At 33.6% G+C, this 23,852-nt stretch carries 25 protein-coding genes and 2 tRNA genes; 9 read left to right on the top strand and 18 right to left on the bottom strand.

Annotated elements, in window-relative coordinates:
• Positions 1-42 precede the first annotated feature (42 nt).
• The 4 genes from menB to NGI30_RS07195 are packed head-to-tail and all read right to left on the bottom strand — an operon-like array spanning position 43 to position 4,674.
• Entirely contained in the window at positions 43-861 is an 819-nt protein-coding gene (menB, locus tag NGI30_RS07180) for a 1,4-dihydroxy-2-naphthoyl-CoA synthase (RefSeq protein ID WP_251519486.1), read from the bottom strand.
• Complete coding sequence (menH, locus tag NGI30_RS07185) at positions 854-1,660, bottom strand: 2-succinyl-6-hydroxy-2,4-cyclohexadiene-1-carboxylate synthase (protein ID WP_251519484.1); 807 nt, start codon at positions 1,658-1,660, stop codon at positions 854-856. The genes menB and menH overlap by 8 nt, the downstream gene beginning before the upstream one ends.
• A complete protein-coding gene (gene menD, locus NGI30_RS07190) occupies positions 1,647-3,329 on the bottom strand; it encodes a 2-succinyl-5-enolpyruvyl-6-hydroxy-3-cyclohexene-1-carboxylic-acid synthase (protein ID WP_251943181.1) in 1,683 nt (560 codons plus the stop codon). The genes menH and menD overlap by 14 nt, the downstream gene beginning before the upstream one ends.
• Positions 3,316-4,674 (bottom strand): isochorismate synthase, encoded by a 1,359-nt coding sequence (locus NGI30_RS07195; RefSeq protein ID WP_251519480.1) that lies wholly within the window; start codon positions 4,672-4,674, stop codon positions 3,316-3,318. The genes menD and NGI30_RS07195 overlap by 14 nt, the downstream gene beginning before the upstream one ends.
• Before the next feature lie 181 nt (positions 4,675-4,855).
• On the opposite strand from NGI30_RS07195, the gene NGI30_RS07200 reads away from it, so the two are divergent.
• Entirely contained in the window at positions 4,856-5,794 is a 939-nt protein-coding gene (locus NGI30_RS07200; protein ID WP_251943183.1) for a 1,4-dihydroxy-2-naphthoate polyprenyltransferase, read from the top strand.
• 60 nt (positions 5,795-5,854) lie between these two features.
• Here the strand turns inward: NGI30_RS07200 and NGI30_RS07205 are convergent, their stop codons facing one another.
• Entirely contained in the window at positions 5,855-6,409 is a 555-nt protein-coding gene (locus NGI30_RS07205; RefSeq protein ID WP_251519469.1) for a GNAT family N-acetyltransferase, read from the bottom strand.
• A 169-nt stretch (positions 6,410-6,578) separates the two neighbouring features.
• Here NGI30_RS07205 and NGI30_RS07210 point away from each other — a divergent pair, with 169 nt between their 5' ends.
• Positions 6,579-6,791 (top strand): TM2 domain-containing protein, encoded by a 213-nt coding sequence (locus tag NGI30_RS07210; RefSeq protein ID WP_251519467.1) that lies wholly within the window; start codon positions 6,579-6,581, stop codon positions 6,789-6,791.
• 111 nt (positions 6,792-6,902) lie between these two features.
• Positions 6,903-6,998 carry an SAR1012 family small protein gene (locus NGI30_RS07215; RefSeq protein ID WP_251519465.1) on the top strand — a complete coding sequence of 32 codons (96 nt, stop codon included), beginning with the start codon at positions 6,903-6,905 and terminating at the stop codon, positions 6,996-6,998.
• Between the two features lie 110 nt (positions 6,999-7,108).
• Here NGI30_RS07215 and arsC read toward each other — a convergent pair whose 3' ends face one another.
• From arsC to NGI30_RS07230, 3 genes are read right to left on the bottom strand one after another with little or no spacing between them, the layout of a single operon-like run.
• Positions 7,109-7,513, bottom strand: coding sequence for an arsenate reductase (thioredoxin) (arsC, locus tag NGI30_RS07220; protein WP_251519463.1), 405 nt, complete (start codon positions 7,511-7,513; stop codon positions 7,109-7,111).
• A 15-nt stretch (positions 7,514-7,528) separates the two neighbouring features.
• Complete coding sequence (arsB, locus tag NGI30_RS07225; protein ID WP_251943951.1) at positions 7,529-8,818, bottom strand: arsenite efflux transporter membrane subunit ArsB; 1,290 nt, start codon at positions 8,816-8,818, stop codon at positions 7,529-7,531.
• The gene (locus tag NGI30_RS07230; protein ID WP_251519461.1) at positions 8,818-9,138 is read right to left on the bottom strand and encodes an ArsR/SmtB family transcription factor; all 321 of its coding nucleotides are present in this window, start codon (positions 9,136-9,138) and stop codon (positions 8,818-8,820) included. Before NGI30_RS07230 ends, arsB begins: the two co-directional genes overlap by 1 nt.
• A gap of 378 nt (positions 9,139-9,516) precedes the next feature.
• Between NGI30_RS07230 and NGI30_RS07235 the strand changes: the two genes are divergently transcribed.
• Complete coding sequence (locus NGI30_RS07235; protein WP_251519459.1) at positions 9,517-10,650, top strand: CapA family protein; 1,134 nt, start codon at positions 9,517-9,519, stop codon at positions 10,648-10,650.
• 129 nt (positions 10,651-10,779) lie between these two features.
• Positions 10,780-11,022 carry a DUF3923 family protein gene (locus tag NGI30_RS07240; RefSeq protein ID WP_251519457.1) on the top strand — a complete coding sequence of 81 codons (243 nt, stop codon included), beginning with the start codon at positions 10,780-10,782 and terminating at the stop codon, positions 11,020-11,022.
• 124 nt (positions 11,023-11,146) lie between these two features.
• Here the strand turns inward: NGI30_RS07240 and NGI30_RS07245 are convergent, their stop codons facing one another.
• Positions 11,147-11,749 (bottom strand): CPBP family glutamic-type intramembrane protease, encoded by a 603-nt coding sequence (locus tag NGI30_RS07245; RefSeq protein ID WP_251519455.1) that lies wholly within the window; start codon positions 11,747-11,749, stop codon positions 11,147-11,149.
• A 5-nt stretch (positions 11,750-11,754) separates the two neighbouring features.
• Entirely contained in the window at positions 11,755-11,940 is a 186-nt protein-coding gene (locus tag NGI30_RS07250) for a YkvS family protein (RefSeq protein ID WP_251519453.1), read from the bottom strand.
• A 196-nt stretch (positions 11,941-12,136) separates the two neighbouring features.
• Between NGI30_RS07250 and lplA the strand changes: the two genes are divergently transcribed.
• A complete protein-coding gene (gene lplA / locus NGI30_RS07255) occupies positions 12,137-13,126 on the top strand; it encodes a lipoate--protein ligase (protein ID WP_251519451.1) in 990 nt (329 codons plus the stop codon).
• 78 nt (positions 13,127-13,204) lie between these two features.
• On the opposite strand, the gene NGI30_RS07260 is transcribed toward lplA, so the two are convergent.
• Entirely contained in the window at positions 13,205-13,423 is a 219-nt protein-coding gene (locus NGI30_RS07260; protein ID WP_251519449.1) for an IDEAL domain-containing protein, read from the bottom strand.
• A gap of 252 nt (positions 13,424-13,675) precedes the next feature.
• Between NGI30_RS07260 and NGI30_RS07265 the strand changes: the two genes are divergently transcribed.
• The 3 genes from NGI30_RS07265 to NGI30_RS07275 all read left to right on the top strand — a co-directional run bounded on the left by NGI30_RS07265 (position 13,676) and on the right by NGI30_RS07275 (position 14,557).
• Positions 13,676-14,239, top strand: coding sequence for a competence protein ComK (locus tag NGI30_RS07265; RefSeq protein WP_251519447.1), 564 nt, complete (start codon positions 13,676-13,678; stop codon positions 14,237-14,239).
• A 151-nt stretch (positions 14,240-14,390) separates the two neighbouring features.
• Positions 14,391-14,465 (top strand) — tRNA-Asn (locus tag NGI30_RS07270).
• A 3-nt stretch (positions 14,466-14,468) separates the two neighbouring features.
• Positions 14,469-14,557, top strand: a tRNA-Ser gene (locus NGI30_RS07275).
• Between the two features lie 152 nt (positions 14,558-14,709).
• On the opposite strand, the gene NGI30_RS07280 is transcribed toward NGI30_RS07275, so the two are convergent.
• The 7 genes from NGI30_RS07280 to NGI30_RS07310 form a co-directional block, all read right to left on the bottom strand.
• Positions 14,710-16,218 carry a bifunctional metallophosphatase/5'-nucleotidase gene (locus NGI30_RS07280; RefSeq protein ID WP_251519445.1) on the bottom strand — a complete coding sequence of 503 codons (1,509 nt, stop codon included), beginning with the start codon at positions 16,216-16,218 and terminating at the stop codon, positions 14,710-14,712.
• A 148-nt stretch (positions 16,219-16,366) separates the two neighbouring features.
• A complete protein-coding gene (locus tag NGI30_RS07285; RefSeq protein WP_251943192.1) occupies positions 16,367-17,725 on the bottom strand; it encodes a TrkH family potassium uptake protein in 1,359 nt (452 codons plus the stop codon).
• A 419-nt stretch (positions 17,726-18,144) separates the two neighbouring features.
• On the bottom strand, positions 18,145-19,044 hold the full coding sequence (locus NGI30_RS07290) for a hypothetical protein (RefSeq protein ID WP_251519442.1): 900 nt from the start codon (positions 19,042-19,044) through the stop codon (positions 18,145-18,147).
• Positions 19,045-19,280: 236 nt separating this feature from the next.
• A complete protein-coding gene (locus NGI30_RS07295; protein ID WP_251943193.1) occupies positions 19,281-20,081 on the bottom strand; it encodes a TerC family protein in 801 nt (266 codons plus the stop codon).
• Positions 20,082-20,372: 291 nt separating this feature from the next.
• Positions 20,373-21,935 (bottom strand): peptide chain release factor 3, encoded by a 1,563-nt coding sequence (locus NGI30_RS07300; protein ID WP_251943194.1) that lies wholly within the window; start codon positions 21,933-21,935, stop codon positions 20,373-20,375.
• 12 nt (positions 21,936-21,947) lie between these two features.
• On the bottom strand, positions 21,948-22,187 hold the full coding sequence (locus NGI30_RS07305; RefSeq protein ID WP_251519439.1) for a YueH family protein: 240 nt from the start codon (positions 22,185-22,187) through the stop codon (positions 21,948-21,950).
• A complete protein-coding gene (locus tag NGI30_RS07310; protein WP_251943196.1) occupies positions 22,177-23,661 on the bottom strand; it encodes a UDP-N-acetylmuramoyl-L-alanyl-D-glutamate--L-lysine ligase in 1,485 nt (494 codons plus the stop codon). Before NGI30_RS07310 ends, NGI30_RS07305 begins: the two co-directional genes overlap by 11 nt.
• Positions 23,662-23,852: the final 191 nt, after the last annotated feature.

The raw sequence follows: 23,852 nt of genomic DNA on the forward strand, positions 1-23,852 counted from the left end.
TTTCGATTTCTGTCCCAATCCCTACTTTAACTCTATATTTTATTAAGGGAATTTAGGGAATTGGTCGAAGTCTGGTTGGCGTTTTTCCTTAAATGCGTCTCTACCTTCTTTAGCCTCATCAGTTGTGTAATAAAGTAAAGTAGCGTCGCCTGCCATTTGTTGTAAACCAGCTAAACCATCTGTATCGGCATTCATTGCTGCCTTCAAGAATCTTAAAGCTGTTGGTGAATGAACCATCATTTCTTTACACCATTGAACTGTTTCATCTTCAATTTGGTCTAAAGGCACAACTGTATTTACTAAGCCCATATCTAATGCTTCTTGAGCATTATATTGACGGCATAAATACCAAATTTCACGAGCTTTTTTATGACCTACGATTCTAGCTAAATATCCTGAACCATACCCAGCGTCAAATGAACCTACTTTTGGACCTGTTTGTCCGAAGATCGCATTATCAGCAGCAATTGTTAAGTCACATACTACGTTTAATACGTTTCCGCCACCAATTGCATAACCACGTACCATGGCAACAACTGGTTTTGGTATCACTCGAATTAATCTTTGTAAATCTAATACATTTAAGCGTGGGATTTCATCGTCACCTACATAACCACCGTGTCCACGTTTCTTTTGATCTCCTCCAGAACAAAATGCTTTGTCCCCTTCACCAGTTAAGATAATAACAGAAACACGTTGATCATCACGCGCTCTTGAAAATGCATCTATCATTTCTTGAACTGTTTTTGGAGTGAATGCATTGCGTACTTCTGGACGATTAATCGTCACTTTCGCAATACCTTCAAAAAATTCATATTTGATTTCATCATATTCTTTAAGTGTTTCCCATTGTCTAGTCATTTTGCTCCTCCTTTTGAATAAAACCTAATACTATTTTATCAAATTCTACTTCATCTTCCACGTGAACTGTATGTCCACTATTTAAAACTTCATGAATTTGTACTGTATTAAGTTCTTTTTCCATTTTACTGGCAATATCGATAAATTTTTTATCTAATTCACCTACAATTAAGCATGTTGGAAGTGTAAGTTGGCTTAGTTTTGGCCATAAATTTGGCATTTGTCCGGTACCATAACCTCTTAAAGCTTTAGCAAGTCGTTGCGGTTGTTGGCGCATACGCATATCACGAATGCGTTTCCTCGTTTCTTGTGGTAATTCATATTGTGTATAAAATAAAGGTAACTTCTCCCAATCATTTACAAATATTTCTAACCCTGCGATATCAAGTACTTTCGCTCGTGCATTATCGACTTGCATTCTTTCTTCTCTATCATCTGCTTGAGCAATACCCGGCGATGTACTCTCTAAAATGAGTCCTTTTAACTTATCTGAATATGTGAGGGCGTAATTCAAGGCGACGCGTCCTCCCATGGAATAACCATGTAAAAAGAGTTGATAACTTTCAAATTGTTGTAACGTGTCGTCTAGCTGTTGATTAATGAAATCAAAGCTCCAATCATATTCAAAGTTAGAATTATCCTCACCATGGCCCGGTAAATCAATCGTCACAATATTCATTTGATTTGATAACACGTCAACATGATAATCAAAAGCATGTTGATCGCTAATAAAACCATGTAACATGATTAACAACGTATTTGATTCTTGTTTCGACTCATAAAAATTATAATGTAACATTAATGATATCACTCAACTTTTTGTATAATTTTTGATGTTGCGCATGATTCTCTTCTCTTGAAGTTACGACTTCATAGATATGGGCACCAAAACTTGAAAGCTGTGTTTGTTGAAATGCCGAAATTGATTCGAACCGTTCAAATGTAAAGCCATATAATAACGCTGTATGTTCAAAGTTCAAACCAATTGGTGTTCCAAATAAGCGCTCGAAATAGCTTTCCGCTTCTTGCTTTTGAGGTAGATAGGAGAATATACCTCCTCCATCATTATTTAGTAATACGATATTCAATTGGATATCATGTAGTTTTGACATTAATAAGCCATTCATATCATGATAAAACGCTAAGTCACCAATGAGTAGCGTAGTTGGTTTGTGGACTGCCATACCTAAAGCAGTGGAGGTTACCCCATCTATACCATTCGCGCCACGATTTGCATATACTTTAGCCTGGCAGTCAATCAATAAATTATCAACGTCTCTGATCGGCATACTATTACTTACAAATAATGTATCCGTGTCAGAGAGTTTCTCTAAAAGTGCACGCACATAGGCCGATTCATCTGTAGCATATTTAACGTATTCTTGGATTTCAAGCTTGGCATGATGCTCTAATGATTGCCATTTTTTTAACCATTGTGTACGTTCAGCAGGCTGAACTTCAGTTGCCTGTCTGAAAAAGTCATTTGCAGACATTTCAAAGGATCTGTGCGGTGCAATTGGAAATGCATCTGGCAAATCAGTATTTTGTACTAAAATTTGATAGGCAGGCGTTACTTTCAACCATTGGTTTACCTTTTTAGAAATCACTGGCTTACCAACTCGAATGACATAATCTAATTCGACTTCCATCTCGGCTCTAAACAATAGATCATACGTCGTTATTACATTGGGATGAGATGCTTGTCTTAACTGACTTAATGGATCTGCTAACACAGGGATATCATGCACTGTAGAAAATGTAAGAATTTGGTCAACATCTTGATGTTGCATATCACCAACGATAATCAATCCTTTTTGTTGTTGGATAATCGATGCAATATCATCGATGTTTGTCATTTTTTGATAATGAGGTAGTTTTATTTCATCACTTGTTAACCATTCTACTTTTTCAGTATCAGGAGTTAAAGGCTCTCTAAATGGTAGATTAAAATGAATGGGTCCACGATGAGGTCCAGTAAGAAATTGACTTGCTTTTTGCATTTGAAAATCAATAGTATTAACCATATGGTTATTATTTTCATCCGTATCAACGATTGGGAAGTCAAACTGATATTGTACAAAGTTAGCATACATTTGGTTTTGATTAATAGCTTGAGGTGCGCCAATACCTCTTAATTCATGTGGTCGATCACTCGTTAATACGACTAAAGGTAAATGACTTAACTGACTTTCTGCTATCGCAGGTGTGTAGTTAGCTGCAGCAGTTCCAGATGTACATAAAATAGCGACAGGACGTTCATTCCCTTTCATTAGCCCTAACGCAAAAAATGCTGCACTTCTTTCATCTGGATGAATCCAAGATTTTAAATTTGGATGTGCTTCTATTGCAATCGCTAACGGGGTTGAACGTGAACCTGGACTAATCACTACTTCACGTACCCCATAGGCATAGAGGTGTGATACGAATGTAAAGACTTGTTTAGTTAAAGCTTCTTTATGGTTGGTCATAATTATCGACTCCTAATGCTCTCATCATTGGGATAAATTTCATTGCTGTTTCATTCACTTCGCTGTCTGCATCTGAATCACTTACGATACCGCAACCTGCAAATAATGTTGTTCTATTTTTCTTTATCAACATTGATCTTATAGCAACGATAAATTCGCAACTATTGTACATATCTATATAACCTACAGGCGCGCCATAAAGCCCGCGTGTACCAAATTCAAGTTGCTCTATATATTCGACGGCTTCATCTTTAGGATAACCACCTAATGCAGGTGTCGGATGTAAACGATCAAGTAGCCCAATATATGATTTCTTACTTAAGTTACCGTGTATCATTGTATATAAATGATACAAATGATCATTAGCCAAGATTTGAGGACGCTTGTTAAATGACACTTCTTCTACATAAGGCTCAATGTCATTTAAAATACTTTCCACTACAAAACGATGTTCGTTTAAGTTTTTCTCATCTTGTAAAAACTGTTCAATGTTTGCATTATCCAGTTGTTCTTGATGTGTGCGTTTAATCGTACCTGCAACTGCTTTTGTTGATAATACATCCTCATTAACTTCCATCAATTGTTCTGGTGTTTGTGAGAAAAAGACACTATTCTGTGATTCTAAAACAAATAAATAACTATTATGCTCCGCTTGAAGTGCTTGTCTTAAAATAGTAGGAATACTTATATCTTTATCAAACTGAACAATTCTTCTTCTCGCTAATACAATTTTCTTCTTATCATCTAACGTTTCTATGGTTTCTTTAACTAAATCACGCCATTCATCTTTATAGATGTCTTCAATCCGCTTAACATTTCCCATTTCTTGATCAAGCGTTATATCTGTTTGTGATAATTGTCTAATGACATGCTTAAATGATTCAATATCGAATTCGCTCGTTTCAACCGTATAAGTTATAAATGTACAACCATCTTCAATCGTCACTAATACTTCAGGTAACACAAAATGATTTATTCCAAATTCTCGCCATTCATCACCTGATTTATGAGCAGTAAATTGAAAACCACCACAAATTTTAAGGTGATGTTTATCTGATTCTGGATGAATGAGCTCAATATCGTTTCTATATTTTTCCCACTCACGAAAAATAGATTGTTTATTCTCAAAATCATTTTTGAACCTTTTTATTGCATTATAGCCAAAGAATGCAGTTTCGTTGTCATTTTTTTTGAAATAAAAACGGTCGCCCTTATTATCTTCTGTAATATGAAACAGTAACGTTGGGTCTAACTCGAAATTTAATTTCGCTTCTACAGAAACCCAGTTGCGTTTACTTTCATATACCGCTTCGACAATTTCACTTTCCTTGACATCAAAAGTCATCTATTTCACTTCTTTCATTTAACTGATTACGCTCGTTATCCTATTGTATCATTTTTCGATATTGATGTGATAAATATAGCCTATTTCATTATATAATTTTGAAGTGATTTGACCACGTTTTAAACTTCATTTAAAATAAATATGATTATATTATTAAAAAAGGATAAGAGGTAAATAACATATGTCATCTCAATATCAACAATACTCTACAGTCAAGAAATATTGGCAACTCATGAGACCTCACACATTAACTGCTGCAATTGTTCCTGTACTTGTAGGTACTGCAACAGCAAAGATTTTTTTACTTGGTAGTGAAGACCATTTGAAATTAAGTTTATTTGTAGCGATGTTACTCGCATGTTTATTAATACAAGCAGCTACAAATATGTTCAATGAATATTACGATTATAAGAAAGGGTTAGATGACCATACCTCTGTAGGCATAGGTGGCGCCATTGTACGTAATGGGATGAGCCCTAACCTAGTTATGAACCTTGCAATTGCTTTTTATGTGATTGCTGCCCTATTGGGTATCTTCATTGCAAGCCAAAGTTCTTTTTGGTTACTTCCAATCGGGTTACTTTGTATGGCAGTCGGCTATTTATATACAGGAGGTCCTTTCCCAATATCTTGGACACCTTTAGGAGAACTATTCTCAGGCATATTTATGGGAATGTTCATCATACTTATCGCATTCTTTATTCAGACAGGTAATATTCAAAGCTTAGCCGTATGGATTAGCTTACCCATCGTCATTACGATTGGCCTGATTAATATGGCGAATAATATACGTGACCGCGTAAAAGATAAGAAGAGTGGCCGTAAAACATTGCCAATATTATTAGGTAAAAAATTAAGTCTTCTATTCTTAGGATTCATGTACCTAGTGGCTTATTTATTAGTCATTTATATCGCATTCTTTAAAGATGGAGGCTCAATATTTTTCTTACTCGCATTATTATCATTCCCATTCCCGATTAAAGCATTTAACCGGTTTAAGAAGAATGATACCCCTTCATCAATGATGCCAGCTATGGCCGCTACAGGTAAAACCAATACATTCTTTGGTTTTTTATATGCACTAGGTATTTATATTAGTGCCTTACTCGGTAATATTTAATTTATTCTAAAAAAATCACCCCTTCAAAGTACATGTTCATTGACTTTGAAGGGGCTTTATTTATGCTTGGAAAATCATATGATAGTGTGGCAAACCATATAAATCAAACTCGGATTGACTTTCAAATCCTAATTTACGATAAATATGAAGTGCGCCTTTATTATTTACATCACAGTTTAAACTAAACTTTTCACCTTTTTTATGATCCATTATAAAATCCATTAATTGAGTAGCTACACCTTGTCCTCTATACTCAGGAAACGTAACTACTGTTTCAATATAATATTCATCATTGTTAGCCTCACGTTGTGGCATGGGCGTACCAAATTGACGGATATCTTGATCCAAATCTAAATCTAACCATGCTTGTTCTAATGCTTCTTCTTGATCTCCTGAATATGCAATAAGACAACCTGCAATTTTATTGTCAATTTCCTTCACCCAAATGTGACTGTAGTGTTCACGATATTTTACATCGACAATACCTTTTTCTATAGCCTTTAGCAAACGTGACTTTTCAATGTGCTTAACGACATCAACTTCTAACTCGTGCCATATGATATAACAAAGTTCAGCAAGTTGATGACTGTCCTCTGGTCTTGCTTTTCTTATCATAATTTGCACCTCTTTTATATATTTATTATTAATTATAATTCAACTTTTCATAAAATGCTAAAACCACGGTGCATTTTTTGAAATGATAAATTCAGTTAATTGTATTATTTCGCCCTTTCACTTATCATAAAAATAAGTTAGCAAGTTACATGAAAGGATTTTCATTACAATGAAAGTAAGTAAAGTCATTTATGTCGTATTAGCCTTTACACTCGGGTGGATGGGCATTCATAAATTTTATTCTAACCAACTGAAACAAGGCATGTTACATTTAATTTTCTTTTGGACAGGTATTCCTCTCGTTGTTTCAATCATAAGCGGTTTCCTCACATTGTTCTTGCACAAAGCAGATGACGAAGGTTATATCATACTTGAGAAGTAGATTTCGCAATATACTACAAATAATTTAAATAAATACCCTTAATTTGATAAAATTCGGGTAATAATTAGAAAAGTATATTCTATATACGCAACGCTTTAAGGAGGTACAATCATGAAAGAAATTATTCAACGCGTGTTCAGAGCGCTTCTAGTTGGTTATATTGTTAAGGCAATTAGAAATTTAATCAGCAGAGCAACCAATAAATAAAAATATGAAATTGTTTAATCGGGTATAATTATGGTCGATATCAATTTTGAAAAATACTCTATATTATAGAAGGCCAATCAGTATAACTTCACTGATTGGCCTTAGTCTTTTTAATTTTCTTGTTCTTTTTTAAACTGTTTTATTTTCTCTCCGATTTCGTCTCTTACACGTTGAAATTCAGCCCATGGTTGTCCGGCAGGATCATCGAATCCCCAATGCATTTTATTTACATTTGATGGTAAAATTGGGCAGTTCGAATCTGCATCGCTACACAAAGTAATAACATAATCTGCTTTGTTTAATATTTGTTGATCGATTAAATCCGATGTGTGGTCAGATATATCTATGTTGACTTCTTTCATAGCTTGTATTGCATTTGGGTTAACTCCATGTGTTTCAATGCCAGCAGAATACACTTCCCAGTTATCTCCTAATAGTTGTTTCCCCCAACCTTCTGCCATCTGACTTCGACAAGAGTTTCCGGTACAAATAAAGTAAATGATTTTATTATCCAATTGATATGCTCCTTTTTAAAAAATAATAAGTGTTAAATATAATCCCAATAAAGTGATAAAAAGGACCGGAATAGTAATAACAATCCCGGTTTTAAAATATGTGCCCCAAGAAATTTTCATACCTTTTTGTGATAACACATGTAACCAAAGTAAGGTTGCTAAAGAACCTATAGGCGTAATCTTTGGACCGAGATCTGAACCAATGACATTAGCATATATCATGCCTTCTTTTACTATATTTGAAGTGTGCGTGTGTCCAATCGCAATTGCGTCTATCAATACTGTTGGCATATTATTCATTATTGAAGATAAAAATGCTGAAATAAAGCCCATACCCATGACACTACTAAATAATCCATAATGTGAAATATTTGTGAGTACATCTCCGAGCACCGTCGTAATGCCTACATTTTTCAAACCAAAGACGACGAGATACATTCCAATTGAGAAAATCACGATATTCCATGGAGCACCTTTGATGACTTGTTTCGTATGAACTGCATTTGATTTCCTAGCCAAAACGATAAATATTATTGCTATAATACCCGCTATAAATGAAACAGGAATATGAATAAATTCGCTCATGATATAGCCAACAAATAATGCACCTATAACTAACCATGACACATTGAAGAGCTTTTGATCTTTGATTGCTTGTTGTGGAGTTTTAAGATTTGTTGTGTTTACTTTAGCTGGGATTGATTTTCTAAAATATATCCACAACACTACGACACTTGCTATAAATGAAAATAAGTTCGGTATAATCATGCGTGCCAAATATTCAATAAATTCAATGTTAAAATAATCGGCAGAAACTATATTCACTAAATTACTGACTACTAATGGTAACGAAGTCGTATCCGCTATAAATCCACTTGCAATGACAAACGGAAATATGGTCTTTTGGTCAAAACCTAAATGACGAACCATCGCTAATACGATAGGTGTTAGTATTAAAGCTGCACCATCGTTCGCAAAGAAAGCAGCAACGAATGCACCCAATATCATAATATAGATAAACATCTTCAATCCATTTCCTTTAGATGCTGCTACCATATGTAGTGCTGCCCATTCAAAGAATCCTATTTCATCTAATATGAGTGATATGAAAATGACTGCAACAAATGTTAAAGTCGCATTCCATACAATACCTGTAACTTCTATTACATCACTGAAACTAACAATACCAGTAATGATTGCTAATATTGCACCAATTACTGCTGTGATTCCTATATCTAGTCCTTTAGGTTGCCAAATCACAAAGGTTATTGTTAATACAAATATTGCAATCGCTATGCCTGTCATCATGATTGACATTCACCTTTCTCTATTTGATTACAAATACATAAATGATTAGATGTATTGATTAAATCTAAGTTATATTTTACTTCGTTTAACTTCTCGCGATTGAGTTTGTATAATCGCTTATTCCCTTCCTTTCTGGAAGAGACTATTCCGCTATCTACTAACGATTTCATATGATGACTCAAAGTCGGTTGTGAAAATTGAAAATGCTCCAGTAAATCACAAGCGCAAAGTTCTCCACATGAAAGAATATCTATTATTTCCAAACGTTTAGCATCTGCTAAAACCTTTAAAATAAGAGCTATCTCTTGATAAGACATTTAAACGCCTCCTAATTTTTATCACTATATAGATTACCATCTATATATAATATTGTCTATGTAGTTTCGGGTACTCGGTTAAATAATGATTTTTCACAACAACATAATAAATTTCATCGTTAAAATTTATATATATGGGTTTTATTTTTCATGTCTTTATGTGTATACTTGAGAAAATGTTATATACAATGATTTTAAATTTTATTTTTCAATTTTGAATATTTTTACTAATTAATAATGATATTCTTATGTTTTAGAATTCAACAATCATTCCATTTTTGCTCGACTGAATTTAGAATCATATTCATTAATTAACTATATGTATTAATCCACACACTTATTTACATTTTTTTAAATTTAATACTAGAGGTGACTGCTATGAGAAAAATCGTACTATCATTTTTTGTAATCGCTATCATTTTAACTGTCGGTTATGGCGTTTTCTATTTTACCCATAGTGAAAAAATCAAGTTTGTCGCTGTTGGTGATAACCTAATCCACCCCGTCGTTTATAATGATGCAAAAACGAACAACAACTTTAACTTTGATAAAATGTATCACCCTATCAAATCATACATAAAAAATAAAGACATTGCTTATATTAATCAAGAATCACCAATGGGAGGAGATGATCGACCCTTCCATGGATTTAAACAGTTTAATACCCCGAGTGCAATTGCTGGATCACTCGTAGATACAGGATTTAATTTAATTAATGGTTCTAATAACCATGCATTAGATCAGGGACTCTCTGGCGTCAATGCACGAATAAAAACTTGGGAGAAATATAAAGATAAAGTTTTGTTTACTGGTACGTTTAATTCACAAGAAGACCGTGACAAAACACACGTATTGAACATCAAGGGTATAAAGGTATCTATGTTAAGTTACACCTTTGGTACGAACGGATTGAAACCAGAAAAGCCGTACTTAGTTAACTATTTAAATAAGCACACAATGAAAAGGGATATTAAACGAGCTAAAAAGCATAGCGACATGGTCATTGTTTCTACACATTGGGGTAATGAAGGTAAACATTTTCCAAATAAAACACAACAAGATTATGCTAAATTTTTAGCTCAACAAAATGTAGATGCTGTGATAGGCACACATCCACATGTCATTCAACCAGTCAAATGGATTCAAGGTAACGGTAAACATAAAACTTTAGTTGCTTACTCTTTAGGCAACTTTTTAAACGGGCAACAAACAGGAACGGAAAGTAATCACCTTGGTGGAAGTGTACAATTCGATATCACTAAGCAAGCAGGTAAAATTAAAATTGATCATGTAAAATGGCGATCAATTGTCAATCACTATGAAATGCCGAACCCATATGATGTTAATAGTAAGAGAAACTTCAAATTATACATGTTAGACGACTATACGAACGAACTTGCAAGAAAGCATGGCGTACAATTCAACAGAGGTGCTCAAATGTCGAAACCTCGCTTAGTAACACTCACGAAAGATATTATAGATGATCAGTTTTTAGATGATTCAAGCTATTAATTGTCTGGTGGCTTTGTTTACATTTTACAACCAAACCCATATACTTATAGTATTGAATACTTTTTAAATTCGTTAATATCAATTTGTTTTCCTAGTTAATGATGAATATTTTATTATGGAGGGATTTTAATGAAAGTTTCGTGGATATTGTTTTGGATTGTTTGTGTACTAGAAATTGCGACATTTGCAATAATTTCGCTATTTTTATGGTTCCGTGAAGTAGATGCAACGGGCGCAACGCAAACTTTTGAGTTAAAATTAATCAACATTGCAGTCATTGCAGCATTCTTCATCATTCCGTTTATCATTCAAATTGTTTGGGCCATTGTTAATATTATGGTTTCAAAAAAGCACGCTCACGCCCAAATATAATCAAATAAGCCCTTGGCAGTCATATTGCCAAGGGCTTTAGTAATTTAGAAAGAGAGTTCTTTCCTGTTGATTATTATAGAATTGGACTTAAATATTCACATTATATCGCGCAAATTATTAAAAATTAAGCGTTAAATATTAATAAAACAACAACTGCAACAATTTGTGCAATCACTGTCGTAACAATACGTCGTGAATATAAATAACTAAATGAAAGGATAACTTGTGCAATAAAAACAAATAATACAATCCATAAATTACCTAAGTAGTAAAATAAAGATGCTGAGCAAATAGCAGTAATTAAAACTGCTATCCAACCAGGTATTTTTAACTTTAATAGTTCCTTTTGTAACACTGTTCTCATATAGAGCTCATGACACGGCACTACTAAGAATAAAGTTACAAACATTTGCCATTTGAAAGCAACGCCTGTTTTCGTTAATAATTTAACGAGTTCAGCATACTTTAACTCTGGTGCAATTGCAGACATAACCAATTGAACAATAATCAGTACTAGTCCTGCTAACAAACCAATACCGATCGAATTCAATAAGCGTTTAGATTCTAAATCTCGCTGATAAAATACATAGCTAATGCCAGCAAACAGCATTATTCCTGTATATAAATTCCAATAAACTTGATGTTCTCCTCTCATAATAAAGAGAATCACATGAAAAACAATAAAACTTACTATAAACCAAATTAATGCTTTTGATATTTTATTCATTAAATTTATCCTTCTTGTTCAACAATTGTGTATCGTTTATGATTGATCACTGTTTTTTCTGGCAAATCTAGTTGATTGAAATTCTCCATAATTGTTAAGTCTACAATTACTGAATTATCATTTATTTTTTCTACACGACCTTTTAAACCGTCATAAAATTCTACAATATTTCCAACTTCTGCAATAGTCATGCTTTATCCTCCCTAGAATTGCTTACTAGAAAACATTATACAAAAAATCTCACAACAAATAAACAAAAAACTATTAATTCTTATTGTTTTAATGGTAATTAAAAGTTTCATATTATGGAAGTATATGATTGGTAATTTTATAAAAAATGTAGGATAACTAGTAGTGAAAGTATTTTAGACGGCAAGGAGTGTTTTCATGAAATTTATTAGTAATAAAGATATCACTGACCCATCATTAAATTTAGCGATGGAAGAATACGTTTTAAAAAACATGCCTAATGATGATAGTTATTTTTTATTTTATGTTAATCGCCCTTCTATTATTGTAGGGAAAAATCAAAATACACATGAAGAAGTAAATAAAAGTTACGTCGAATCACACGGTATTGATGTTATACGCCGCATTTCAGGTGGAGGCGCTGTTTATCACGACACGGGAAACTTGAACTTTAGCTTTATTACTGACGATGATGGTAATAGTTTCCATAACTTCCGAAAGTTTACAGAACCGATTGTACAAGCGTTGAATAGTCTCGGCGTTGACGCAGAGATGAGTGGGAGAAATGACATTCAAGTTGGCAACGCTAAAATTTCAGGAAATGCAATGGTGAAAGTAAAAGAACGTATGTTTAGCCATGGCACATTGATGTTAAGTAGTGATTTAAACGAAGTACAAAACGCTTTAAAAGTGAACCCAGCAAAAATTAAATCAAAAGGAATTAAATCAGTTCGAAGTCGCGTTGCAAACATTGAAGAGTTTTTAAAACAACCACTTAATATTGATACATTTAAAGATATCATTTTAAAAACGATATTCGGTAATGAACAACCTGTTGAAGAATATATACTTTCAGATGAAGATTGGGAAAATATCGAGCAACTCAGCAATGAAAAATATCGAACTTGGGAATGGAATTACGGTAGAAATCCTAAATACAACTTCGAACGTGAAGAAAAATTCGATAAAGGATTTGTGCAAGTAAAATTTGATGTAAAAAAAGGACGTATTGAACACGCTAAAATATTTGGGGATTTCTTTGGTGAAGGTGATGTGACAGAATTGGAAAATGCCTTAATTGGTTCATTACATGAATTTAATCATATAGAAGAAGCGCTTTCTCACTTCGATTTACATCATTATTTTGGTGCAATCGATCGATATGAGCTCATTCGTTTAATGGCTTAATAAAAATAAAAGGTCTATACAGTCAATTAACTCAGTTAACTTCTGTATAGACCTTAAATGTTATCATTCGTATATAAATTATCCAACGAGAAATGCCTCCAACTTTTTATACTCGTTTGTATAACGGTTAAAGTCTTCCTCGTTCTTTCTTTCAAGCGCACGATCGATTAACGATTCCAGTTCATCTTTTCGAACATTTCTTAATGATTCATCAATAATTAACTCAATCCCTAAATCATTAATTGTCGAAACAAATGATTCTACTGTATGATATTTAATATTCGTATTGTGTTTCATACTCAGCACAACCTCTCTATTAATATTTACGAATAGTATACAGGCTTTTAATTTTAAAATCAATGAATTTTCTGACTTTTCCGAAAAAAGATATGAAGAACTTACTTTTACCAAAAATGATTAATCTCAATAATTGCATACTCAAAAATCAAATACTAGTAACCAATAAAATATTTTTATTATAAAAGTTGATTTTTATCATAGCTGCGTATATTATTTAGTTAGCGTCACAATACAAAGGAGGCAACAACAATGAATCAACAATACATTATTAAAAAAGGAGACATGGTGCTCCAGCCATGTAATTTAACCATTGGCCCTTACGCAGGAACATGTATTTACAGGTATCAAGAAGATAATTACACCGTAAAAGACCGTACACATAAAATAATAGAGAGGTCTTGCCGATTTTATGGTAGCAGTTATGTCTTTAAGAAAGAAGATACGATTCGAATTACAGGCATTAATAGTAAGCCCCCTATTTTATTCACTCCACTTTTTCCTACTTATTTTTTCCCTACACACTCTGACAGAAAAGAAGAAAACACTTGGATTAACATTCATTACGTAAGTCATATTAAGCCTATGAAAGAGAAAAAATGTAAAGTGATTTTCGTCGACAAACAATCTATCACAGTAAATATTTCAGCTCACAGTATGCAACATCAATATTTAAATGGCATTTACTATTATTATATGATGGATCGTGCAGCAAAAGTTGCAACTTTTGATCCCGAATCCCCTATTGATTATTCTAAATCTCAGATAAATATCTACGAAGCTTTAGCAAAATACTCATTGTTTGAACAAAAGTAATTGTAGCACTATTACTTAATAGTAAAATCATATATGTGGAGTATTTTGTTAATACAGTGTAAATATTCCACATATTTTTTAACATTAACCCTTGAAAAAATTACTGCAATTGATATAATTATATTTGTGCTTGATAAGAGATACATATTAATCCACAGTAGCTCAGTGGTAGAGCTATCGGCTGTTAACCGATCGGTCGTAGGTTCGAGTCCTACCTGTGGAGCCATATGGAAACGTACTCAAGTTGGCTGAAGAGGCGCCCCTGCTAAGGGTGTAGGTCGCGAGAGCGGCGCGAGGGTTCGAATCCCTCCGTTTCCGTTAATAATAGATACTTAAAGGATAGAACTTCATTGTTCTATCCTTTTTTGTTAAAAAATTGTAAGTAGTTTTAATTTATTATTGAAATGACAAAAAAGCTAAGACAAATACGTCTTAGCTTTTTTATTATATTAATTTGTCAGCATTTGCTATTAAGTTAAAACATTAAATGTTTGTTTGCACTCTATACGATAGTCTTTATCTTTTAGATTATTAGCAATTAATTCTACCATTGTGGTTTCCCCTTTATCGTGTATGATTGCATCTTCTAACAATTGTCGATAATTACGGAAACAGTAGTCTGTCATCGTTACGCGATAAACATAATCTAAATTGATGTTATTTAACGTAACACGTTCGAAAGGTTCGGCATTCATATCAATCGTATAATCGACCCCTTGCCAGAACGTGCATAACGTCTCATCAATAATTGTAGAACTCAATGCTTTATTATGAAAGGTAATATGCGCATAGCTATATTCCAATAGCATTTTAATATGTTTGCCCTTGATGGTTAAATCCATTGGCACATCTGGGTGTGGATAGGCTTCATATAATTCTTTATTAGTTACACTTTCAGACAATCCCTTCTCCCCATTGGTAGGAAGATGTACACATGAAATATCATAATTATATGCTCTATGAATACTATCATGCAATAATTGCGTGAAAGGATGCGGTTGTGTTATCACATCATCTAAACCTTCTATCTTCGTAGACTGAATGTGATCTGTTAACGTCTCATCGCCCCAGTGTTCCACAGCTTTACGATCATAATACGTTAAGTTTAACAACGTTGCGTCTTCTTCATAATTATTTAAATCAATAATGTCTGAATCAACGTGTTCCAATTCATAAGAATTTGTACGCTTTTTAAAATTTATTTTTACGTGAATAAGTTGTTCAGCATTTTGTCCTGCTTGCACATATAACGTTTGATCATCTCTTCCCATAAATGTTTGATGTTGGTGCCCAGTTATGAGCAAATCGATAACACCTAAGGACTGCATAATTTTTTCCGCTTCATTTACATTTTGTTCTCTTTCATCAGTTGATTTATTCAATTGATTTAAGCCACCATGATAAATGACAATGAGAAAGTCAGGTGCTTCAGTTTCATGGATATATCTAATCCAACGTTTTGAAGAGAGTAATGTTTTTTCAATGATGACGTCTTCTTCCATTTCAAAATGTTCACGTTCCATCAAGCCATCAGAAGTTAGACCAACAACTGCAATTTTGACGCCCTCTTTTTCTGTAACTATGTATGGTGTAGAGAAATATGGTTCACGCGTTTGTTGGTATTCAATATTCGCTGATAACCATGGAAATCTTGCTAGGGATACTGACTTTGAGAAAAATGATAAGCCAAATTTAAACTCATTAGGACTTATGCCACTCGCGTCATAATGCATAGCATTCATCAATTTGATCATTGGATGACGTTTATAAGGCGCCACGATGGCATAATAAAATGCCGCCAATGAACCTGCTAAACTACCCCCACTATCTAATAAGATAAGATTTTCATTTTGTTCTCGAACTTGATTGACATATGTACCTGCTCTATAAATATTTGATCCGTTATCACCGTTTAGAAAGTAACTGTGCATATCTGACGTTGCAATGATATCAATATCAATAGTCTCGCTTTTTGTCATATTTACCCTCTCCTCATCACCCACATTTTAACATGTTTTTTTAATATTTTGATACTATGAAAAAATTTAAGTAAGTCCATCTTTGATTTTCAGATAAAAATAACGAGGCAAGGATTTGAGTTATAATCCTTACCTCGTTCAAATTAAGTTAACCTATTTGTATACGTTCTTTCGGATAATGGAATTTATCTGGTTCTTTCCGTCCACCTATCATAATGATAAAACTAATCAAACCGACACGGCCGATAAACATTAATAGCATTAATACTACCTTCGTTAAATCATTACAATCAGATGTAACTCCTACTGATAAGCCACAAGTTCCGAACGCTGACATGACTTCGAATAAAACTTGTGTTAATCCGATACCTTCCTTTTCAGTAACTAAAATAACGACAACACTCGTAAACGTAAGTATAATCGACATAATAAATACAGCAAATGAACGTTGTACATCCGTAATATGAATTTCTCTGTTGAATACTTTGATGTCTGTCTTTTCGGAGTTATTATTGAAATTCAAAATAAATAATATAAGAATCGCAAATGTAGTCGTTCTTATACCACCGCCAACAGAGTTTGGTGAGGATCCTATAAACATCAATATACTCATAATCAAATTCGTACCATCACCAAAATGACTCACATCGATCGTTTGAAGGCCAGCACTTCTCGTCGTTGAAGATTGGAATAATGCTGAAAACAATGCTTTATGCCAGGACATACCTTGAAAAGCATGATTATGTTCCAATAATAATAGAATAAGCACACCAAAAATAAACAATCCTAAATAAGTGATTGTTGTAATTTTCGCAAACAATGAAAATCTAAAGTTTGTTATTCTATTCAGTATATATGCCTTAGCTTCAAGTAACACTGGAAATCCTATTGAACCTAACACAATTAAGAACATTACGATTGTTTGTACAAAATAATCATTAGCATACGGAATTAAAGATTCTCCGGTTATATCGAGACCACCATTTGTCGTCGCAGAAACAGAGACGAAAACACCTTGAAGAATCGCGTTTTTCAAATCTGGATTATCTCTGTAAAAATAGAAAGTTAATAATGCGGCTCCTACTAACTCAATAATTATAATCGTACGAACAATATCTAATATTAACTTTACCGTTCCACTCATCGTATGTTTATTATTATCTAACATAATGAGTTGACGTTCTCTCATACCTATATGTTTACCCAATACAAGCCATAGCATTGTACCTATTGCCATAACGCCAATGCCGCCGATATTTAAAATAATTAAAATAATAATTTGACCAAAAGTTGAATATGTATCAGCAATCGTCACGGGTGTTAAACCTGTTACACTCACTCCTGACACTGCAACAAACAATGTGTCTATCGGTTTAACATCTACACCAGGTTTATGTACAAAGGGTAAATTAAGTAATAAAAATGCCACAATAATTGCAAATATATAATAGATTACAATCCCTTGTTGAGGACTTGATTTCTTTAGCAATTGATTAAAAATAGACAATTTCTTTTCACCCCAACATTACTCCAATTTAATTTTTCTCTTTATAACTATTCGATTTTACCATTTTTCATATAATGCTCATTCATGATTTCAATAAAACAATACTTTGTCAGTAGCCTAAGTTAGCATCAACTTGTTTACCATCCAATTTTACTATGACATTATTAATTTGCAAACCTGTAACAGCACTTAATGATTTTTTGACTAACCGATTATGTGATTTTACCGATATTTCCGGGGTACAGTTTGATATATATCATTTATACTATCAATCATAACAATTTTATGCCTGTAATAGGATAATTGACTTTTCGATTTTGTGCAAGCTCTTCATATTAATGATGGTACAACATGCATTTTTGCGACAAAGCTATAACTTAAAAAGGGAGTGGGTCAGATATCTAGTTTTCTAATGGATATTACGTAGTCCCACTAATTGACAAAGAGTCTGAGACATCTATTTTGTCCCAGACTCTTGTACCTAATTCATTCTGTTGTTGACTATTTTTTCTAAATTGTTTATCTGAATTTTTTGTATCATCCGTAGCGTTTTTAATTGTCACTGCAGACGCTTCAGAACCTTCAGTATGATTCATCGCAGTGGTTTGATTTGTATTTATCTCATTATTGTATGCAGTTTCGTGAGCATGTTTATTATGATGTACTGCACCAAATATCGCTTTAATTAATAATAATAGTATGATGACCGCTACAACAATCGCAATTTTCGGCCAATGTTTAGCAAAAAATCCTTGATTATGTTCTTTTGAATTAGCATCAGTGCCTTGCTGATTCTCATTTTCGGTTTCTTTATACGTAGATTGTTTGTTATTAGTTTTAGTGTTAACAGGCGATGAATCTTCGGTAGACTTTTTATGTTCGCTATCTTCATTTAAATTAGCATTTTGCTCTGTTTCACTTTGCGTTTGATTCACCGTATTTAAATTTTTCTGTTTGTCTGAAACACCGTGCACTGACGAGTCATTTGATTGATCATCCACTTTGTGCGTCTCTTCTTTATTTTCGCTTTGGTTTTGATGATCCTTGTCATATGTCGTTTGTTGTGAACGTTTCGCAGCTAAAGCTTGCTGTTGTTGGATTTCTTCTTGAGTCAGCTTTTCAATACGGGCTTTACGTAAATTATCTTTCACGCGTTCTTCGTTATTTTTTGCTAATTGTTCCTCTTTTATTGCTTGTTGTGCTTTTCGTTGTTGTTCTTCTTTTACGCGCTGTTCCCTTTCTTCATTATGAAAGTATTCTCGTCGTTTGCGCTTATATTCATTTTTTGGGATAACGTGTTTTTCATCTTCTTTAGACATAAGTTTTCCCCCTTACTTACAAAAATTCACATCAATTATAATCTAATCATATGAATATTGCTATCTCCCATATTCTACTGCTTAATATAAATTATAATCATTTTTACTCTAAATTACTAATTTATTTTGATATCCGAACAAAATCATTAAAAAAAGACCTAGCTATTATGAACCAATCTCATTGATTGTCATAATTAGCGTAGGTCTCTAACATTCTAGTTTCTACTTTTCACTTTTTACTTTTTTTCTGCTTTCTTATTCTTTCTCGCTGAAGCAATCCAACCGATAATTACGAGAAGAATCATTACACCCCAGAAAATACATTGCCATAATAGTGAATGTGGGAAACTTTCAGGGATAATATGAATGTCTTTATGTGCTAACACCATGACGATTAATTTAATACCTACCCATCCTACGATTGCGAAGGCAGCACCTTCTAAACCTGGGTATTTATTTAATAAATTAACGAACCATGACGCAGCGAAACGCATGATAATTACACCAAGCATACCGCCCACAAACATAACACCAAATTGACCTATGTCCATTCCGCCAAATGGAATTCCAATTTTAGGTAAAGTTTGGGCAATGGCTAATGCTGCCAACATAGAATCAATGGCGAATGCAATATCTGCAAATTCGACTTTAAATACTGTACCCCAGAACTCTTTAGGGCTTGCTTCAGATTCTTCACCATCTTCATTATAGTGATGATCATCATTATCTTGTTGATCATCCTCATCTTTATGTTTGAAGAAATCAAATAGATTTTTACCAGACATATATAGTAAATAAAGGGCTCCTGCTGCTTGAATCCACCAGAATTGAGCAATAATACTAATAATAAATAAAGAAATGAATCTAAAAATCATAGCTCCTAGCAATCCATAGAACAATGCCTTTTTACGTTGTTTAGGTGGTAAATGTTTAACCATAACTGCCATTACAACAGCATTATCTGCAGCCAATAATCCTTCTAAAAAGACAAGTACAACTAATACCCATCCATATGATAATAAAATACTCGGATCCATTAGTGACAACTCCTTAAGTTTTTTTACATAAAAATAGAGACCTAGCTAAATATGCATGCACTGCATCCAATCAACGTTGAACAGACATTCATAATTAGCAAAGGTCTCACTCGACAATAAATGTATTGCCCACATTACCGGAAGTGTCTTGCACTTCGTAATGACGATAAAATGACTACATTGTTTACGTATATATAAATTACATACTGTAAATAATAGCTAAGTTACTCCCCTCTGACTATTAAGCCATAGGTATTCTATTTATAAAGTCATTATACATAAATCCAAAAGTTATAACAAACTATATAATTTGATTTCTGGGAACTTTTCTTCGAACCAACGAGTGGCAAATTCGTTTTCAAATAAAAATACAAAATTATCTTTAATATCTTTCACTAAAATTGAACGTGATGAACTCATACTATCTTTAATATCTTCTTCATTTTCTATCCATCTGGCAATTTTTTGGCCAACTGGTTCCATCACAACTTCTACATTATATTCATTCTTTAAACGGTGTTCGAATACTTCAAATTGTAGTTGACCGACTGCACCGATAATAATTTGATTTGTATGAAGTGCTTTATAATATTGAATCGCACCTTCTTGAACTAATTGTTCAATACCTTTATGGAAATGTTTTTGTTTCATCACGTTTTTAGCTGAAACTTTCATAAAGATTTCTGGCGTAAACTGTGGTAATTCTTGGAAACTGAACTTTTGATTACCACCAATTAATGTATCACCGATTTGATAATTTCCTGTATCGTATAAACCGATAATATCACCAGCTACAGCATGGTTGACTGTTTCTTTATCATCAGCCATGAAAGATGTTGAACGTGTGATTTTTTGTTTTTTCTTAGTACGTTGTAACTTCAGGTCCATACCTCTTTCAAATGCACCACTGACTACGCGCATAAAAGCGATTCTATCCCGGTGTTTAGGGTCCATGTTAGCTTGGATTTTAAAAATAAATCCTGAGAAATCTGTATCATATGGACTTACTTCAATATCCTCTACCGTTTGTCGTGCATCAGGCATAGGTGCATTATCTACATACGCATTTAAGAAGTTTTGAACACCGAAATTAGCTAAAGCTGAACCAAAGAATACAGGTGTCAATTCACCTTGTAATAATGTTTCGTTATCGAATGATTCGCCCGCTTCTTCGACTAACATCAATTCTTCAATCGCTTGTTCGAAAGCACTATCGTTTGTTACTTCATGCTCCTCTTCTAATTCGTAATCATCATTTAAATGTAAGATATTTTCTTCATCTCTAAATGGTTCAATTGTACGTGAATCACGATCTATAATACCGAAGAAATTTTGGCCCATACCAACTGGCCAATTCATCGGGTATGTTTCAATATTTAAAGTAGATTCAATTTCATCTAATAATTCAAATGGTTCTTTACCTACTCGGTCCAACTTATTAATAAATGTAAAGATCGGTATACCACGCATCTTACAAACTTTGAAGAGCTTTAATGTTTGAGGCTCGATACCTTTCGCACAGTCAATTACCATGACAGCACTATCGACAGCCATTAACGTACGATACGTATCTTCTGAGAAATCTTCGTGTCCTGGTGTATCTAAAATATTAATTTTATAATGATCATAATCAAATTGCATGACTGAACTTGTAACAGAAATACCACGTTCTTGTTCAACTTTCATCCAGTCACTTGTAGCGAACTTTCCACTTTTCTTCCCTTTAACTGTACCTGCTTCTCTAATCGCACCACCGAAAAGTAATAACTTTTCAGTAAGTGTAGTCTTTCCGGCATCAGGGTGAGAAATAATCGCAAAGGTCTTTCTTGATTCTACTTCTTCCTTAATACTCATTTATAATCTCCTTTAGTCCTCGAATATCCATTGGATGATTGCGTTTGCTATATCGTTTGATAATGATTCATCCAGTAACGTAAACAAGTGTATCACAAGTTCATCTTTGAAATCATCATCACTTAACGATTTATCTACCTCTAATGACCAGTTTAATTCTGGTATTGCAATCAAATACATGTCATTCTCATTATTTAAAGCAATATATACATTACTTGCGATATCATTAATCGACAAAGATTTAATGATCAACTGGTCCACCGCCAAACTTTTCGTAAGCAGCCTCTAAACCGATTAAATCATCTCTATGTGGAACTTTAACGTGACCTGGCATAATTTGATAAGGCTCTCTACCTTTAGATGCGAGCACAACAGTATCGCCTGGTTGCGCAATTTCAATCGCGTGACGAATACCTTCCGCTCTATCTTCAAATTCAACGTATTGATCATGTGTCGCACCTTTAGCTAATTCTGACGTTAATTTCTTTGGATCATCATTAGCTGGATTATCAGGTGTGAAAATAACATAGTCAGCACGACTTGCAACGCGACCCATTTCTGGTGTTTTCGTCATATCACGCTCACCTGCCATACCACATAGGAAAATTAATCTCTGCGTTGCGAAAGGTTTCACAGCATCTATTAATTTATCCATACCATCAGCCGTGTGTGCGTAATCAATAATTAAATCAATTGGTAAAGAAGGATCTAAGACTTCTAAACGACCTTCTACAGGTTCAAGTGTTTCAACCGCATTGATAATATCCTCTAAAGCAATACCCTTACTCCATACCGCAATCATTGCTGCCATTATGTTAGAGACATTAAAACGACCTACATAAGGTGATTTCACTTGATACGTACCTTCTGGTGTATCAAAGTTAAACGTTACTCCTTGTAATGATTCATTTATATCTTTAGCCATAAATTGAGCTTCATTTTCAATGCCATAAGTAAATGTTTCATAAGGTGTCACTGAAGCTAAGTAATCAGAGAAAGCATCATCATTATTTAACACAGCATATTTATCTTTGGATAAATCTTCACCTAATTGACTGAATAGCAATGATTTCGCATGACCATAGGCTTCCATTGTGCCATGAAAATCTAAATGATCTTGTGTTAAATTTGAAAAAATCGCAACATCAAAGTCAACACCACTTAATCTTCCTAATGACAGTCCATGACTAGAAACTTCTAATGTCATTGCTTCAGCTTTTTTAGTTACCGCTTCTTGCATTTTTTTCGTAAGTGAAACGGTCTCTGGTGTCGTATTGGCACCTTTAGTAATCTCTTCATCGATTTGGAATCCATTTGTACCTAAATACGCACTATGTTTGTCTAACTTCCTATATATATGATGTATCATTGTTGCAATCGAAGTCTTACCATTCGTTCCGGTAACACCATATGTAATCATTTGTTGGCTTGGGAAATCAAATAGAAAATTAGCTAGTATACTTGCAACGCGTAACGTGTTAGGAACAACAACCTGAGTCACGTCACCTTCAAGTGATTGCTCTTGGTTCACGACTACAATCTTACTTCCTTTATCAACAACATCCTGACAGAATTTATGACTGTCGACGGTATACCCTTTAGATGCCACAAAAATACTACCAGCCTTCACAGTACGTGAATCAGTAGTGATATCAATCACATCTCTATCTATAGTACCTATCACTTGTTTTACTTTGATTTTTTCAAACAATGCATTTGCATCCAAAATATATCGCTCCTTTATATCCAGTAGTTCTATTATACACATTTTTATAATGATTTATATGAACAAGATGCTTCATTAAAACACTTATTATTTTAACAGATTACGAATAACATATATCAATCTTTTAAATCTATACCCATTTTATTAAAGGCTCAACAAAAGATTCAGGCGATTATTAATTTGATGTTATG

Origin of the sequence: Staphylococcus sp. Marseille-Q5304, from assembly GCF_943737015.1 — a bacterium.
GTDB lineage: Bacteria > Bacillota > Bacilli > Staphylococcales > Staphylococcaceae > Staphylococcus > Staphylococcus hsinchuensis.